The sequence below is a fragment of the Serratia sp. 121840015-1 genome (assembly GCF_053627655.1).
Genome location: NZ_JBSEYF010000001.1, coordinates 697,082 through 714,366 on the forward strand (window position 1 = coordinate 697,082; position 17,285 = coordinate 714,366).

At 56.6% G+C, this 17,285-nt stretch carries 13 protein-coding genes; 12 read left to right on the top strand and 1 reads right to left on the bottom strand.

Annotated elements, in window-relative coordinates:
• The first annotated feature begins 21 nt into the window (after window positions 1-21).
• From ACUXAC_RS03400 to ACUXAC_RS03415, 4 genes are all read left to right on the top strand, one after another.
• The gene (locus tag ACUXAC_RS03400) at window positions 22-861 is read left to right on the top strand and encodes an iron-siderophore ABC transporter substrate-binding protein (protein WP_343180596.1); all 840 of its coding nucleotides are present in this window, start codon (window positions 22-24) and stop codon (window positions 859-861) included.
• Complete coding sequence (gene fhuB / locus ACUXAC_RS03405; RefSeq protein WP_454266478.1) at window positions 854-2,839, top strand: Fe(3+)-hydroxamate ABC transporter permease FhuB; 1,986 nt, start codon at window positions 854-856, stop codon at window positions 2,837-2,839. Before ACUXAC_RS03400 ends, fhuB begins: the two co-directional genes overlap by 8 nt.
• Window positions 2,840-2,867: 28 nt before the next feature.
• Window positions 2,868-4,484, top strand: coding sequence for a cyclic peptide export ABC transporter (locus ACUXAC_RS03410; protein ID WP_060420432.1), 1,617 nt, complete (start codon window positions 2,868-2,870; stop codon window positions 4,482-4,484).
• Window positions 4,485-4,647: 163 nt separating this feature from the next.
• Window positions 4,648-5,280: an ECs1377 family protein gene (locus tag ACUXAC_RS03415; RefSeq protein WP_038872328.1), complete on the top strand. Its 633-nt coding sequence runs from the start codon at window positions 4,648-4,650 to the stop codon at window positions 5,278-5,280.
• A 57-nt stretch (window positions 5,281-5,337) separates the two neighbouring features.
• On the opposite strand, the gene ACUXAC_RS03420 is transcribed toward ACUXAC_RS03415, so the two are convergent.
• Window positions 5,338-5,772: a DoxX family protein gene (locus tag ACUXAC_RS03420; protein WP_060420434.1), complete on the bottom strand. Its 435-nt coding sequence runs from the start codon at window positions 5,770-5,772 to the stop codon at window positions 5,338-5,340.
• A gap of 1,676 nt (window positions 5,773-7,448) precedes the next feature.
• Between ACUXAC_RS03420 and ACUXAC_RS03425 the strand changes: the two genes are divergently transcribed.
• The 8 genes from ACUXAC_RS03425 (at window position 7,449) to tssH (ending at window position 17,279) form a co-directional block, all read left to right on the top strand.
• Window positions 7,449-8,414, top strand: coding sequence for a type VI secretion system protein TssA (locus ACUXAC_RS03425; protein ID WP_060439586.1), 966 nt, complete (start codon window positions 7,449-7,451; stop codon window positions 8,412-8,414).
• Window positions 8,415-8,438: 24 nt separating this feature from the next.
• Entirely contained in the window at window positions 8,439-8,996 is a 558-nt protein-coding gene (tssB, locus tag ACUXAC_RS03430; protein ID WP_038872309.1) for a type VI secretion system contractile sheath small subunit, read from the top strand.
• Window positions 8,993-10,519: a type VI secretion system contractile sheath large subunit gene (gene tssC / locus ACUXAC_RS03435; protein ID WP_019456177.1), complete on the top strand. Its 1,527-nt coding sequence runs from the start codon at window positions 8,993-8,995 to the stop codon at window positions 10,517-10,519. The genes tssB and tssC overlap by 4 nt, the downstream gene beginning before the upstream one ends.
• A 231-nt stretch (window positions 10,520-10,750) precedes the next feature.
• Window positions 10,751-11,275 carry an Hcp family type VI secretion system effector gene (locus tag ACUXAC_RS03440; protein ID WP_004935369.1) on the top strand — a complete coding sequence of 175 codons (525 nt, stop codon included), beginning with the start codon at window positions 10,751-10,753 and terminating at the stop codon, window positions 11,273-11,275.
• Window positions 11,276-11,356: 81 nt separating this feature from the next.
• A complete protein-coding gene (locus ACUXAC_RS03445) occupies window positions 11,357-11,803 on the top strand; it encodes a type VI secretion system baseplate subunit TssE (protein WP_038872306.1) in 447 nt (148 codons plus the stop codon).
• Window positions 11,804-11,814: 11 nt separating this feature from the next.
• Entirely contained in the window at window positions 11,815-13,656 is a 1,842-nt protein-coding gene (tssF, locus tag ACUXAC_RS03450) for a type VI secretion system baseplate subunit TssF (RefSeq protein WP_055317104.1), read from the top strand.
• Window positions 13,649-14,677: a type VI secretion system baseplate subunit TssG gene (gene tssG, locus ACUXAC_RS03455; RefSeq protein ID WP_454266480.1), complete on the top strand. Its 1,029-nt coding sequence runs from the start codon at window positions 13,649-13,651 to the stop codon at window positions 14,675-14,677. The genes tssF and tssG overlap by 8 nt, the downstream gene beginning before the upstream one ends.
• Before the next feature lie 16 nt (window positions 14,678-14,693).
• Window positions 14,694-17,279: a type VI secretion system ATPase TssH gene (gene tssH, locus ACUXAC_RS03460; protein ID WP_060420440.1), complete on the top strand. Its 2,586-nt coding sequence runs from the start codon at window positions 14,694-14,696 to the stop codon at window positions 17,277-17,279.
• Window positions 17,280-17,285 lie beyond the last annotated feature (6 nt).

The following is a 17,285-nucleotide window of genomic DNA, read 5'->3' on the forward strand; positions in this document are numbered from 1 at the left end:
CCGATGCTGTCGCGACGCAGGTTGTTGACCGCTCTCCTGTTGGCCCCGCTTTACGCGCGGGCCGACGCCGGCCGGCCGCCGCAAAAGCTGGCCGTGTTGGATTGGGGACTGACGGAAATTCTGTTGGCGCTGGGGGTGACTCCGGCGGGCGTCTCGGCGCCGGATTGGTATCGCAAGCTGATCCCGACGCCTGCGCTGCCTGCGTCGGCGTTGGATCTCGGCCTGCTGTTTCAGCCCAATCTGGAAACGCTGTACGCACTGCGGCCGGACGCGATTGTCATCACGCCGCAGCATGCGTTGTTGAAGCCGGCGCTTGAACGTATCGCGCCGACGATCGCGCTGCCGGCTCATGGGCTGGCGGAACTCATCAGCGCCGCCCGGCAATTGGGCGAACGGCTTCAGCGGCAGCCTCAGGCCGCGCAGATATTGGCCAGCCTGAACGGCAAGCTGAGCCGCGCCTCGCTGCTGGCGCGGCAGGTTGAACGTCCGGCGCTGCTCGCCGCCCCGGTAGATGCGCTGCACCTGCGGGTCTACACCGCAGGCAGTCTTCCCGGCGACGTATTGGCCGCCTGCGGGCTGCGCAACGGATGGCATGGCGGCGCGGGAGCGGAAGGCAGCGTGCTGGTGGAGCTGACCCGCATTGCCGATCTGAATGCGCGGCTGATGCTGTTGACGCCTGACGATCAGCGGGAGTCGGTGTCTCAATGGCGCCAAAGCTCGCTGTGGCAACGTCTGCCGCTGACCGCAGCGCACAACCTGAACCTGATAGAAGAAAACATCAGCGATGCCGGCGCCCTGATAACCGCTGGGCGCTTTGCCGATATTTTTACCGGGATGATGATGAGGTGGCGTGATGCATGAATCTTTTTCCCGCCGTCTTTCCTGGGGGGTAATCGCCGCGTTGTGGCTGACGTCGTTGCCGTTGGCGCTGACCGATATTCATCGGCAGGGCGGCATTGTCGCGTTGTTCTCCGAGCATAATCTCGATCCGGCGGCCATTATCCTGCATAGCATGTGGTTGCCGCGTCAGGGTATGGCGATGGTGGGAGGCGCGACGCTGGGGCTGTGCGGCTGGTTAATGCAACGTGCGCTGCGCAATCCGTTGGCGGAGCCGATGACGCTCGGCATGACCGCCGGGGCGACGTTGGCGATGGGGCTGGCATCGTTGTGGCTGCCGTCGCTGCTGGTCGGCGCGCGCACCGCCGTGGTGATTGCCGGTGAGATTGCGGCGCTCGCGTGCGTGCTGGCGCTCAGCTGGCGTCAGCGCATGTCGCCGCTGGCGATGGTGCAGGCGGGCATCATGATCAATTTGTGGTGTGGGGCACTGACTTTGCTGATCGCCATTATCAACGATCGCTTTTTACTTCAGGTGCTGATGTGGGGAGGCGGTTCGCTGGCGGTGGAAAACGGGCAAATTCTGCTGCGGATGTTGCCGTGGCTCGCGGTCTGCGTAATGGGCCTGTTGTTCTTGCTGCGCCCGCTTGAACTGCTGCAACTGCCGGAAACCGTGGTCAGCAGCCTCGGCGCATCGCCGGTGCGCATCCGCGCCGCCGCGGTGCTGCTGGCGCTGATCATGAGCGCCCTCATCATTAACGCCGTCGGCGTCATCGGTTTTTTGGGGCTCGCAGCGCCTCATCTGGCGCGCTTTGGCGGCGCGCGAACATCCCGGCAAATGGTGCTGCATACGGCGCTCATCGGTGCGGGCCTGCTGTGGCTGACCGATCTTTGCGTCTCTCGCGTGTCGCTGGAGAGCGGCCAGCTACTGCCCGTCGGCATGCTGACCGCCCTTACCGGCGGCCCGTTGCTGATGCTGTTGGCGCGTTTTGCACGGCAGCAAAGCATCGATCTTGCGCCGCCGTTGCCGGTGTCGCAGACCTCGCATCAACGACGGTTCATCTGGTTGTCGGCCGGCATTCTGGCTGCGGGGATCGTGGTCTCTTTATGTTTCGGCCATGGATTGCAGCATTGGCACTGGGCGGAAAGAGGGGAGCTGGCGAACCTGCTGCCATTGCGATTGCCACGACTGCTGGCGGCGGTGAGCGCCGGTGCGCTGCTGGCGGGGGCCGGCGTGTTGATGCAGCGGGTGAGCGGGAACCCGCTCGCCAGCCCGGAAGTGCTGGGTATCGGCGGTGGCGCGGCCATGGGCGTTACGGCCTTCGTGTTTTTGCTTCCCGCTGGCGGCAGTGGCTGGCTGTTGGCGAGTAGCCTGGGGGGCGCGCTGATAAGCCTGTTGCTGACGTTGTGGAACAGCCGTCGCAGCGACTTTAATCCGCAGCGGGTATTGCTCAATGGTTTGGCGCTGAATGCACTATGCCAGGCCGCGGTCAGCATCGTGATGCTCAACAATCTTGCCGCAAGTGCGGTGTTGTTGCCGCTGATGACGGGCAGTACCTATTACGTCGGCGCGTCGTTGGCCCAAGGTGTGTTTGTCATCACGCTGGTTCTCTTGGCGCTGATGCCGCTGTTCCGCCGCTGGTTGGTGCTGTTGCCGATGGGCAACGTCGCAGGCGCGCTCGGTGTGCCATTGTCGCGCGCACGTTTCAGCGTGTTGGCGATGGCGGCAGTCATGACCGGGCTGTCGACGTTGCTGGTCGGCCCGGTGTCTTTCATCGGCCTGCTGGGGCCGCATCTGGCGCGCAAGATGGGCGCGAAAGGGCCGCTGATGCAGCTCTATACCGCCGCGCTGTTGTCATCCGCCATCATGACCGTTGCCGACTGGCTGGGGCGCAATGCGCTCTACCCGCGCCAGCTGCCGGTCGGGTTGGTGGCGTCGCTGATCGGCGTCCCCCTGCTGGTATGGCCGTTAATTCGTAATAAGACATCCCGGTCAAAACCATAAAAAGTGTGAGTATGAGCAAGGAATTTGCATGTCGGTATTAATGATGTTGTTTCGTATGGTGCGCGGTTGGCTACTGCTCGCCGTGGTCGCCGGTGTCGTCAGCGGGCTGTGCAATGCCTCTTTGCTGGCGATGATCAATCACGGTCTGACGCAATCCAATGAGGCTTCATGGCTGAGTCCGGGAGGCGATTTTGCGTTACTGACGCTGTTGATGCTGGCGGCGCGCGTGGTTTCTCAAACCACGTTTATGGCGCTGGGACAAAAGGTGAAGGCGCGCTTGCGCAGCGAACTGGTGCAAGACGTCAGCGAAACGCGCTGGCTGCTGTTGGAGAAAGCGGGAATGGCAAGAACGCTGTCCGTGCTGACACAGGATCTCGATACGCTGGTGGTGTTTTTCGTCAACCTGCCCAATCTGCTGATTTTCGGCGCCGTTATCGTTGGCTGCCTGATTTACCTTGGCAGCCTGTCATTGAGCGTACTGGCGCTGGCATTGGCGGTGATTGTCTGCGGCAGCTTGGGCTACCGCGCCGCGCACGGCCCCGCGATGCGTTTGTTGCGCCGATCGCGTCAGCGGGAAGATACGCTGATTCAGCAATGCAAAAAATTGTTTGACGGCGCGAGGGAGTTTCGGCTTAACGCGGTGCGTCGCCGTCAATTCGTCAGCGGTGAACTGGCGCAAAATATTGACGCGGTTCGCCGGGAGAGAACCCGCGGTTATGTGTTGTACGGTTTGGCGAGCAGTTGGGGAAGCGCGTTGTTTTTCGCTTTCATCGGCCTGGTGTTGTTCAGCTTGCGCGACGGGCTGGCTTTGGACGAGCGGGCGCTTACCGGCTATATCATGGTGTTTCTGTATATGATTGTGCCGGTCGAAGGGCTGTTATCCGCGCTGCCCACCCTGGCCGGTGCGCGGGTGGCCATGCAGCGGGTACAGTCGCTGCGCGCGCAACTCAGGCCCGAAGTTCCACAGCGCCATTTTACGCCCCCTCCTTTTGCTTCGTTAGCGTTGGATAATGTCCGTTACCAATATCAGAACGAAGAAGGGGAGCATTTCACCCTTGGCCCGCTGAATATGCACATTGCGCCCGGTGAACTCATTTTTATCGTCGGTGGCAATGGCAGCGGCAAGACGACGTTGGCGAATCTGCTGGTGGGAATTTATCCTCCCGATAACGGCGCGATTTTGCTTAACGGCGAGCCGGTCAGCGACGATCTTCTGGAAATATACCGTCGGCATTTTTCGGTGGTGTTCAACGACTTCTTTCTTTTTGACGATGTGGCGTTCGTCACTGAGCGTACGCCAAAGCAGGTCGAACATCTGCTGCGCCTGCTGAAGTTAAGCCATAAAGTCAGTTTTGCCCACGGCCGTTTTTCAACAATCGCGCTCTCTCAAGGGCAGAGAAAACGGCTGGCTTTACTGCAGGCGTGGTTGGAAGAGCGCCCGGTTTATCTGTTTGATGAGTGGGCCGCCGATCAGGATCCGGAGTTTAAGGCGGTGTTTTACCTTGAACTCTTGCCGATGCTGAAGGCCGAAGGCAAAACGGTCATCGCGATTACTCACGACGATCGCTATTTCTACCTGGCGGATCGCATCATCAAGCTGGAATCGGGGCTGGTGGTCCCATCGACGCATGGCGTGCCGTCATGATGCGCATTGCTTTCACCCAGCACGATATTGGGCTTTTTTCCCCTCATGCTTGATGATTCGCCCCGGCTTTCCTCTGCGCAGTGAACGCGGTGATAGTGTACTGTTGCCCGCGGGTAAGGTAATTTGCTGATGGCAATGACGACTGACGCGGGGGCTAACGGGCATGAACGAGAAAATCGACTATCACATCGAGAAATACCATTTCGCGCCGCTGGATGAGGCCCCCAGGCTCGCGCACCAGTGGAGCGAGGTGCTGAACGAGTGCCGCGAGACGCAGGCCGGAGCGGAGGAGCGTCTGCGCATTGCGCTGCTCAACGTGGATTATGTGACCAGTTTCGAACTGCCTTTCCGGTTATTGCTGGTGCGGGCGCCGCAGCTGATCGCCGGAATACGGGAGGAGCTGCCGCTCAGCCAGAAGAATGTGGTGTTCAACGGCAAGCGTTTCGGCTGCGTCTACAGCCTGAAAAGCGATTTGAGCGGCGTTCCGGAGGCCTTTCAGTACAGCCTGTCGACCCGCATTCACCGCCGGGCGGCATCGGGCGTGGACGCGCTGCCATACCGGGAAATCGCCAAGGCGCTCAAGGCGCCGCGTGAGCGGCTCAGGTTGGCGCTCGAGCAAGGGCTGCCGGTAACGGCGCTGGACGGATTGTTCTGGTTCGGCATCCAGCGCATTGCCGCCGAGGTGCGCAGGCTAAGAAAAACCGGCATGGCGATCGTGACGGCGGAAACGGAGATCTTCGACACCCTGACCGGCACGACGCGCAAGGTCCCGGTGTACCGCCTGGCCGAGAGTTAATTGTCGTTTCCGCACAGAGGAGGTTCGAATCAGGAACCTCCTTAATTATGGTATCGCTTACCGATAGGCTTCATTGCGCGCAATCGCGTATTTGCCGCTGCCCAGCAGCAGGATGGCAAGCCCGCCCATAAAGAACACCAGTTCGTTTTCAATACCCCAGGCGCCGACGTCGGTAACGGTGAACACCTTGCCAGTGCCCACCATCAAAAACGCCACCACCAGAGTAAAGGCGTAAACCAGCGCGGCGGGGCGGGTGAACAGCCCCAAAATGATCAGTATCGGCGCCAGGATCTCGCCCACGTACACGCCATAGGCGATGAAGGCGGGCAGCCCCTGTTCCTGCAGCGCGCCGGCGATCCAGCCGACGCCATGCTGAATTTTCGCTACGCCGTGAAACAGCATCAGCCCGCCGAAGGTCAATCTGAGCGCCAACTTGCCGGCGTCCGGGCGATCAAAAAGACGAGTGAATGCCGCATTCAGTGATTTAACCATGGCCTTTTCTCCTGAATAGGAATGATTTTCAATCAATGTACCAGTCAGGTGAATGCGAAAGATGTCCTGGATCAGTAAAACGGTGGGCTTCGCGCCGACTTTTCGCGTGAGGTGGAGGGATAGTTGAAAGGCGGCGGCTCTCTCAGGGAGCGCACGTTCAAGGCGGCAGGTGAGGTTGCGCTCCGCTTTTTCACCCGCAATAACATTCTCACACCGGCTGAACGTAGGGTAAAAAAAGTCTCTGGGCCGTTTTCACGCGTTACCTGGTTATGCGGCTGCACATTCTTTTTATGTCTGTTTTTACCCCCGGAGTCGCGGCGGCGGCACTGTGTGAGGATGGCGGCAACATAAAGATCAATAAGGTTTTTTTCCTTAATAATAATCGACGACGCGCGTGTAATATAACCCTATAGGGTTAATCTTGTTTTTATTTTGTACTGCTAACTAATTAGCGGTTCTTTTTCGCCATCTTATTGGGAATTATCTTGCTTATTTTGTTTTGCGAAAGTTGATCCTGTGGGAAGGAATGTTGCCCGTTGCATTTATTTCCGATTTTTTCCTTGTTTTTTGATGTGAATTCAACGGTGAAGAGATTTCGACTGATTTTATGAGTGGCATTATGAACGGCTGTAAACTTTGGTGAACTATTTTTATCAGACTAAAAATAATAGAAATACTGATTTTTCAAGTTATTGAATTGTTTAATAATTGTATATTGTTTTGTTAATTTTTTATTAAAAAAATAATATTTTTCCTTGATATTGGTTTTGGCTTTGCTAGTATCAAATTAGTGGTCTTATCAGTTAGGAAAACATCCCTTGAGCATGGAGTGGATCGCTGGCCATAACGGAGTTATCGCCGTCACAAGATTGAAGTGGTTATTTTGCCGGCAGGTGAAATGATATTATTCATACCACTTTATCGAACCCGGCGATTTTTTAGATGCTGACTCAGTGCTGGCCTGGCGTAAAAGAATGCGTCGGTGAATGGGGGATGAATCTTAAGTTAATCTGATCATTACCCTGGGTTAACTATAAAAAATGTGCTTTATCAACCCAGCTGTTTGCGCGCCAATACCGTGTTAGGCGCGCCACGGCGGAATGTTAACTCAGAACCTAAGCTTTAAAATTAATAATCAAAACTCTCGCCAAATTGTTTATTTTCACACCAGGTTTCGCATTTGTAAGTACTGAGTGCTGGAAATGAAAGTCACACTGTCATCGTGTTCTCATGATCATTGCGTGCTACCCGATCGCAAGAAACGAATGACTGTCATGCTTGTATGAAAAAATTTCACTATTTACCATGGTTACCATTTGATTGTTAAATTATTTGTATTCTGAGGTTTTATTGGAATTATCCTACCAACGGAGAAACGTTGTTTTTAGGGCATTTTTTGATTTTTTTCCTATTATTAGCTTGCATAATTATTGCTTGTAACTTGTTGATTTTAAAATTAAAAAATAAATATGTAAATGTAAAATAGTTTAAACCGATCACTGAGTTTTTATTGATAGGTTTAATCTATTATTGTTGTTAATATTAATACATCTAAACAATTTGCGGGCTTGGTGACGACTAATTACGCTAAAAGGACTCTGGGAAAGACTGGCGAATGTAAAAGCCCATTTTTATAGGCTTTATGTTTGTAGTGCTGATGAAAAGGATATCAGGCCATGAATGAAGTCATCTCAACAGCAGTTAACGGCGTCGAATTTGACCCTCGATACAGTGAAATTGAATTCACGTTATCGGAATTTGACAGCCAAACCGATCCGCTGAATGCCGTGGATAATGCACGCGACATCAATTGGCATGCTATTCGCGAGCAATCCGCCGCCTTACTTGAACAGTGCTTTGATTTACATGTCGTGCTGTGGTTTATGCGCGCTAACCTTCATATCGATGGTTTTTCGGCTGTCTATCAAGGCATCAGGGCTATCGACGGCAAATATGCCGAAGAGGGGAGCACCATTTTCCCTCAGGCCGATATGGAGCCGGCGACGGACAGCTTCCATGCGGCCGCGTTAGGCTGGCTCGCCACCTCGTCCTGCCTGCACGAAATCAAAAACAGCAAGATCTTCCCCGATACGCCGTTAACCACCGATGAACTGCTCAATATGCGAATGGACGAGCAGGAAGGCAAAAGCCTGCATTTTTCGGAAGTGGTGAAGGTGTTGGGGCAGGCTGACAGCTATTTTGCCGGCAGAAATATGCCGTCATTAAAAGAACAGCTGTCGCAGGGAATCGACGCCTTGGAGCGCGTGGAAAACTACGCCAACCTGCAGGCTGAAGATTACCGGCTGGACTGCCGCCAGGTACGCGACTATTTAGCGCTCTTCAGCCGCCAACTGCTCTCTCTCGAACAGCAGGAATTGCCGGAGGAGATCGGCGCTGCGCCGGCCGACGCGGAAGCGGCGGAGGCGCCGGCCACCCTGCCTGGCAAATATATCCGTTCCCGGCAGGATGTCATCTTGCTGTTGGACCAGGTTTTGGACTATTTCCAAAACTATGAGCCCAGCCATCCGGCCCCCATTCTTATTCGACGTTCACAAAAAATGATCGGTATGGACTTCGCGACGATTGTTGAGGAGCTTTTGCCGGAATCTCTGGCCTCGTTAAATCAATTGTCCGGGAAGTAATTTTTCTCACAAAGGAGTTTTCCAATGGCTAAGGACTCAAGCTCTCAGAAATTTATCGGTAAAAATAACGCGCCCCGCGTGCAAATTGAATATGACGTAGAGCTCTACGGTTCACAAAAGAAAGTAGAGTTACCTTTTGTCACGGGGGTCATGTCCGATCTCTCTGGGCATCGGAAAAAACCTTTGCTGCCGATCGAAGAGCGAAAATTCCTGACGTTCGATCAGGACAATTTCAACGATCGCATGCGGGCCATTAAACCTCGTCTTCAATTTTACGTGGAGAATACCTTGAGTGAGGACGATGCGCTGCTGGACGTGGAATTAGAGTTTGAATCGATGGAGGATTTTTCGCCCGGCGCCATCGCCAAACGGGTTCCGCAGATGCAACGCCTGCTGGAGGCCCGCGAACATCTCACGGAACTGATCACGTATATGGATGGCAAATCCAGCGCGGAAGAGGTGGTGAAGAATCTGCTGGAGAAGCCCGATTTTCTGCATCGTTTGGTGACGGATGCACGTAAAACGGTCGCGGATGCGGAACAGGATGTGCAGGATTCCGGGAATAAAGGAGATGAGGAATGAGAGCGAGGCAACGACGCTATTCAGCTAAGCAGCAGGCAACGGCGGTCGCTGAAGTTGAAACGCAGGAAACGGAAAACGAGCTTGACGGTCTGCTCAAGCGTTCGTTCCGGCCCAGAACGAACGAGGCCTCAGAAGCGGTTCGTCGGGCCATCGGCACGCTGTCCGAATATGCCAACCAGGGCAAGGTCAAGGTCAGCCAGGATGTCGTATTGACCATTGAATCGCTGATCGCCCAGATCGACGAGCAGCTTTCGCAGCAGATGAACAATATCTTGCACCATAAGGAGTTCCAGAAGCTGGAGTCCGCCTGGCAAGGTCTGAGTTATCTGGTCGACAATACCAACGTCAGCGAAACGCTGAAGATTCGGGTATTGAACATCAGTCAGGATGAGCTGACGCGCAATCTGCGGCGCTACCGAGGATCGGCCTGGGATCAAAGCCCGGTGTTCAAACAAATTTATGAACAAGAGTATGGCCAGTTCGGTGGCGAGCCGTTCGGCTGCATCATCGGCGATTTTGAGTTCGATCACAGCCCGATGAGCGTGACGCTGCTGACGGAGCTGGCGAAAATTTCCGCCGCCTCGCACTGTCCGTTTATTTCCGCCGCTTCGCCGTCGCTGCTGCAGATGAGCAAGTGGAACGAATTGGGCAACCCGCGGGATATCGGCAAGATTTTCACCACGCCGGAATACGCTTCCTGGCGCCGCCTGCGCGAAAGCAACGATTCGCGTTATCTGGTGCTGACCATGCCGCGTTTCCTGTCGCGTTTGCCTTACGGTGCGAAGACCAACCCGATCGAAGAGTTCGCCTTCGAGGAGGCCGTCAGGCCGGATATGGATGATGATTTCTCCTGGGCCAACTCGGCGTATGCGATGGGCGTCAACATTAATCGCGCCTTCCATGAGTACGGCTGGTGTTCGAAAATCCGCGGCATCGAATCCGGCGGCTCGGTGGAGGAACTGCCCGCCTACGCGTTCCCTTCCGATGAGGGCGGTTATGAGCTGACGTGCCCGACGGAGGTCGCCATTTCCGATCGGCGCGAGCAAGAGCTGTCAGACGCCGGGTTCTTGCCTTTGGTGTATCGCAAACATTCTGATTTCGCCGCCTTTATCGGTTCTTGCACCATGCATGCCCCGGCGAAATATGAAGATCCGGATGCGACGGCCAACGCCAAGCTTTCCTCCCGGCTGCCGTACATTTTTGCCACGTGCCGCTTTGCACACTATTTGAAATGCATCGTACGCGACAAAATCGGTTCTTTCCGTTCCAGAGACGATATGCAGCTGTGGCTGAATGACTGGCTGATGAATTACGTGGATGGCGATCCTTCCGTGTCGACGGAAGCGACGAAAGCGCGTCGTCCCTTGGCCGCCGCCGAAGTTCGCGTTGAGGATGTTGAAGACGATCCGGGTTATTACCGCGCACATTTCTATTTGCGCCCGCATTACCAGTTGGAAGGCATGACCGTGTCCTTGCGATTGGTATCAAAACTTCCGTCAGCCAAAAAAGATGGGAGCAGATAAGTCACGGCTGGTCATTGGTTTGGATATTGCCGACGTTAATTATTAAATGGCGTGGGTGAGAATTGATATTTCATTGAAATTTAGCGGCGTTATTCTCTGCGTCATGGCTATTTATTAATGGCTAATGGGTTCCCATTGTCGCTATTTCAATGATTGCGTAGGCAATATAACGACTTATCTGAGTAGACATTTCAATTAACGTAGTAGGACCTATCAGTCAAGGAGACAAAAATGAGCACTAAAGCTTTAGTAGACTATTTTTTGAAGATTGAAGGTGTTGACGGTGAATCCCCTGACCAAACTTATCCGGGATGGATTCAGCTGCAAGCCTGGCAATGGGCGGAGGAAAATGCCGGGCGCTGGGGATTCGGCAGCGGCGGTGGTTCCGGCAAAGTCGAAATGAAAGACTTTGAATTCCGTATGGTGAGCAATAAGGCTTCGCCGAAGCTGTTTCTGATGTGCGCCACCGGCGAGCATATTCCTCAGGCAAAACTTGTTTGCCGTAAATCAGGCCAGGGTCAGCAAGATTTTATTGCCGTGACCTTCAGTAACTGCCTGGTTTCCTCATTCAAGACCGTGGGTAATATGCCGTTGAACTCCACCATCGGTACTGAAATCGATACCGTGCTGCCCACCGATGTTATCAAGCTGAATTTCGCACGTATCGAAGTTGAGTACAAAGAGCAAAACAACGATGGCTCCATGGGTGCGGTGATTAAGACGGGGTATGACCTCAAGCTTAACGCCCGCATCTGATCATTGATGTCGTAACACTTATTGCAGGCCGTCTGCCCGCAGATCTTGCGGGCAGACACACTCATTACCGCGAGGTGTTAAATGAAAGCGTCATTACCCATGCTATTCGATAAGCTCAGCGTGAGAAGTCAAAGCGGCAGCGCCGATAATTGGCGGCGCGTCCTGGTGCGCGATATCGAATTCTTATTGAATGACGCATCGCGCAGCGCAGATTTAAAACTTCACGATTATGCGCACAGCGAAAGCTCGGTATTGAATTATGGCCTGCCGTCGCTGAGCCAACGAATACCGATTAATACCGATCCGCTAACGCTGGCGAGACATATACAAAGAATCATTACGTCTTTTGAGCCACGGCTGGATCCGAAAACGATTCGCGTGGTGCCGGTAGTGAATGAGCGTCAATCGTATGTATTGGCGATCTTATTTGATATCTATGGCACCTGCTCATTACCGGGTGACGAAATGCTGGTGAATTTGCGCATAGCTCTTGATTATTCCTGTGGCGCCGTACACGTATTTGATTAATAGAGGTGACTATGTTCAGTGAGCGTTTTCTCCAATTATATAATGATGAGCTGCGTTATTTTCGCGAGGCCGGCCGTCAGTTCGCCTCTTCGCATCCCCAGGTCGCTCAGCATTTAGGCATGCATATCGACGGCGTGCTGGATCCTTTCGTCGAGCGCCTGTTGGAGGGCTCTGCTTTTCTTTGCACCCGCATCCAGGAAAAGCTGAACAACGAGCAGCCGGAATTCGCCTTGCAAATGCTTTCGCGCCTGGCGCCCTTGTGGTACACGCCGGTTCCCGCGATCGCCACCGTTGCGATTAAGCCCGATCTCTCTTTTCCCCAGTGGCACAGCCAGGTCGACCTGCCGCGCGGGAGCCGAATGACCCTGAACGATATCTCGCTGAACAACAAACCCGCCACCTTCACCACGGCGCGGCATATTAAAGTGCAGCCCGTTGAGATTGCGCTGGCGGAATGCGAAATCCTGCCGCCTCACCATTTGCCCGACGGTGCCGCCAGGCATATGCAAGACTGTTCGGCCTACGTCAGAATCGGCCTGACCACGCACGGCGTGTTGCCCGTCTCGGAACTGGATCTCGAGCCGTTGCACCTGACGTTGGCGGAAGATACGGTGCGGGCCAACCAGCTGATGGCCGCGCTGCTTAATCGCACCTTGCGCATCGTGCTATGGGCGAAAAACGACGATCGGCCGGTCATCAAAGTCTTGCAACCGGAAAGCCTGCGTCTGGGAGGCGTCGGCGACGAAGAGGCGCTGTTGCCCACCGCGGTGGGGGAATTGCCCGGCAACCGCCTGATGCGCGAGTACTTTGCGGCGCCGAGCCGCTTCTTCAGCCTGGAGCTGCATGGCGTGCGGGACTTTCTGCGCCAATGTGAACGCGTCCATGAATTCGAGATTTTGTTCGCGCTTGAGCAACGCCCGCTAACGCTGATCGGTCGCGTCAACGCCAGGGATTTTCATCTTTTCGCGACCCCGGTCATCAACCTGTATCGTCGCCATTGCTCGCCGGTGCTGCTGACGGGAGAGCGCACGGAGCATCAGCTGGTGGTCGATCGTTTGAACACCTCGCTGTATGAGATTCATAGCGTCAAACAGGTGAAGGGCATGCTGCCCGACGGCAACCCGGTGATTTTCTCTTCGCTGCAGGCCGACGTGCACTACGACTGCGAGCGGGAGCCGGCCGGCTATACGTTGCACCGCCGCCGGGAACCGTCGCCATCCAAATACAACAACCCGCACCTGCCCAACGAAGATACCTTTATCGCCATTTCGCCGGGCAAAAGCGGCATCGACATCGATGACATCACGTCGCTCAGCGTCGAGGCGCTGGTCTGCGAACGGCATCTGGTGCCTGCGCACCTGCAGCAACCGCATTTTCAGCTGGAAACGGCGATGCCGATCCACCAGGTGGAGATCGTCCGCTATCCGAGCAACCCTGTCGCGGTGCCTAACATCAGCCAGGCGTGGCAAGCGATCCAGATGCTGGCCTCCAATCCTTTGCGCCATGCGCGCCCTGACGTGCAGGATTGCTCGGCGCTGTTGCGCGACTGGCTGTCGTTGTTCTGCCATCAGGATGACTCCAGCCAGCGCAAACGCATCGCCAGCATCAAAAACGCCTGGGTGGAGCACCACTTCGAACGCAATCAGGGGCCAGGGCCGCTGGCCTGGATCCGCGGGGCCGAGATCGCCGTCAACCTAAGCGCCAACCATCATGCCGATCACGGTGCCTATCTGTTCGGCAAAATATTGCACCACGCGCTGAGCCAATACGGCGACCTGAACCAAACGTTGAGCATGAAGCTGTTGCTGGATGGGGAAACCCACGCCGACTGGGGGGCGCTCTACTATGGCTGATATGTCGCTGATGCGCGAAACGGCGCTGTCGTTGGAACAGGCGCCGGCGCCGGGGGCCCAAGGCGAAAGCGTGGGCCAGGCCGAAATCCGCGGGCTGTCCAATCGGCAGGATTTCTTCGAGCTGTTGCGGCGCATCGAGCGTGCGCAGCCGGATGCGCCGCGGCTCGGCGTCTCCAACGATCGCAGCCGCGAAAGGCTCTGCATCACCCAGCCGGCGGATATGGGTTTCGCCTCGCGTGAAATCGCCTCCATCGTACAACGCCCCACGCAGGTGCTGATTCAGGCGCGGCATTTCGGCATGTTCGCCCCTTACGGCCCGCTGCCGATCCATGTGACCGAGCACGCGCGCACCGAAGTCATCGCCAGGCGCAATCAGGCGTTCCAGCAGTTCGTCGGCATCGTCAGCCAGCGCTTCGCCGTACTGCATTACCGGGCCTGGGCGCAGCTGAGGGCGATGATCGGGCATGACCATGACGATGACAAAAACCCGTTTTTGCATCATCTGCGGCAGACGGTGGGCGTCGACACCACGTTGGCCGTGAACCCGCATATCCAGCGCCTGCGCGAAGCCTACCCCGGCATTTATCTGCCGGGCCGCCGCTCGCTGCGCCAGCTTAACAAGATGCTGGCGGCCTACTTCGCGGTTCCCATCGAAATTACGCCGCGCTACGCCAAATGGATCGACGACGGCAAAAAAAACGGCAGCCAAAAGCTGGGCAAGCTGGGGAGCACGCGCATCGGTAGCCGCTTTTTCGATGCCCAGTACGGCGCGCATATTCAAATCGGGCCGCTGGGGGCCCCGCATTATCAGCAGTATCAGCGCGGCAGCCGGCGGCTGCAGGCGCTGGTGAGCATCTGCCATGACTTCACGAGCCATCAGCTGATGTTGGACGTCAGCCTGCTGATCGCCACGGAGCCGAGCATGGCGGCGCAACTGGGCGGCAAGTCGCTGAGTAAAGACAGCTGGCTGAAACCTAAGACAGGGACGTTTAGGCAGCTGGTTTATCAATCAACAACTTAATATAAGGAAATTTAAGGTGTATCAACGAGAACGTCTTTTTTCGCGATTGGGCCACTTTGCTTATCAGTCCTTCGTTGAAGCCACCAAGCTGTGCCGGACCTTCAGGCACGAATACGTGGAGCTTGAACACTGGCTGAAAGTCCTGGTGGACAAAGAACGCGGCGACTTGCCGCTGATCCTGGCGCACTACGCGATCAATATTCAGCGCGTAAGCGATGCGTTGGATCGCATTCTCCATACCTTGCCAAACCGGACGAATGCGGTGGTGGATCTGTCGACGCAGTTGGAAACGGTGGTGGAAAGAGGGCTGCTGATGAGCCAGCTCGCCGAAACGCCGTCCGGCGGCGTGCGCACCATCCATATCCTGGTCGGCATTCTGCAGGATCCCACGCTGCAGCGCAGCCTGTACCGGCTGAGCGAAGAGTTTAAAAAACTGCCGATCCCGCAGCTGTTCGACGACTACCCGGCGATTCTGGCGGAGTCTGTCGAACACGAGGAGGAAGAAGAAGAAAGCTACGGCGCGCTCGGCGAGGCGCCGGATGCGCCCGAGACGGTCGAGATACTCGATAAATGGTGTGCGGACCTGACTCGTCAGGCGCGCGACGGTGAAATTGACCCGGTGATTGGCCGCGAAGCGGAGCTGCGCCAGGTGATCGACATTTTGCTGCGCCGTCGGCAGAACAACCCGATTTTGGTGGGCGAAGCCGGGGTCGGCAAAACGGCCGTGGCGGAAGCGCTGGCCTGCAAGATAGCCCAAGGGCAGGTGCCGCCGCTGCTGCAGGGCGCCCGGCTGCTGTCTTTGGATCTGGGGCGCATGCAGGCCGGGGCGAGCATGCGGGGCGAATTCGAATCGCGCCTGAAAGCGCTGATCGACGCCATTGCGCATTCGGCCGTGCCGGTGATTTTGTTCTGCGACGAGGCGCATACGCTGGTGGGCGCCGGCGGACAGGCCGGCACCGGCGACGCCGTCAACCTGTTGAAACCGATGCTGGCCAGGGGCGCGCTGCGCATGGTGGCGGCGACCACCTGGTCGGAATACAAACAGTTCATCGAGCCGGATGCCGCGCTGACGCGCCGTTTCCAGTACGTGCTGGTTTCAGAGCCGGACGAAGAGAATGCGGTGAACATGATGCGCGCCATCGCCCCGCATTTCGCGCAGCACCACAGCGTCAAGATCCGCGAGTCGGCGCTGCAGGCGGCGGTGCATTTGTCGCTGCGCCATCTGCCGTCGCGGCAGCTGCCGGACAAGGCCATCAGCCTGCTGGACACCGCCTGCGCGCGGGTGGCGCTGAGCCAACATGCGCAGCCTGAAAAAATCGAGTCGCTCGAGGCCGGGCTGGCGGTGAAGCGTACCGAAATGCACGGCCTGCAGGAAGAAAGTAAATTCGACGATCTGGCGCTCACCCGCATCAGCGAATTGCAGCAGACGCTCAGCGAGATGGAAGGAGAGCTGGATGCGCTGCGTCAGCGGCAGGCGCAGGAGCAGCAGGCGGTCACCACCTTGCTCGATGCAGAGCAGCAGTCGCCGGATCGTTTGCCGCAGCTGGCTACCGAGTTGGGCGAGCTGCAGGGCGGCGGCCTGCCGCTGGTGTATCCGTGGGTAGACGATCGCGTCGTGGCGGAGGTGCTGTCGGATTGGACCGGCATCCCCACCGGCCGCATGCTGCAAAGCGATCTGGACAATGCGCTCAATCTCAACCAACTGCTGAGTCGCCAGATTTTCGGCCAGCAGACGGCGATCGACGAAATCGCGCAGGCGGTGAGGATCTCCCGCGCCGGCATCCAGGCGCACGATCGGCCGTTGGGCGTTTTCATGCTGTCCGGCCCGAGCGGCGTCGGCAAAACGGAGACCGCGTTCGCCCTGGCGGAGGCGATGTACGGCGGCGCGCATAACCTGATCGTCTTCAATATGAGCGAGTTTCAAGAGTCGCACACCGTCTCCACGCTGAAGGGGGCGCCGCCGGGCTATGTCGGCTATGGCAAGGGCGGCAAATTGACGGAGGCGGTGCGCCGCAAACCCTATTCCATCGTGCTGCTCGACGAATTCGACAAGGCGCATCCCGATATCCATGAAGCGTTCTATCAAGTCTTCGACAAGGGCGTGATGGAGGACGGCGAGGGCCGCATGATCAGCTTCCGCCAGTGCTTTATTTTGATGACCAGCAACATCGGCGCCGGCGAAATAGAAGCGACGCTGGCGGAAACGCCGGAGCTGAAAACCGAGGCGCTGCGCCCGATGCTGCACGACGTCTTGGCGCGCTTTTTCCCGGCGGCGCTGTTGGCGCGCATGAACGTCATTCCTTACGTGCCGCTTTCCACCGAAGCGATAACCCATATCGCCACCAAACAGATTTCACGTTTACAGCAGCGTTTGCACAAAGAAGTGGGCGTGTCGCTGGTGCTGGAGGGCGACATCCCAGGCTGGATCGCCAAACGCATCAGCGCCCATCCATCGCGCGGAAGAGCGGTCGAGTCGCTGCTGCAGCAGGCGATCTTGCCGCCGATCAGCAATGAAGTGCTGCAGCGCAAACGGACGGGACAGGAACTGCAGAATATCCAACTCATGGTCGAGAACGATAGCTTAAGTGTTTATTTCGACTGATTTTTA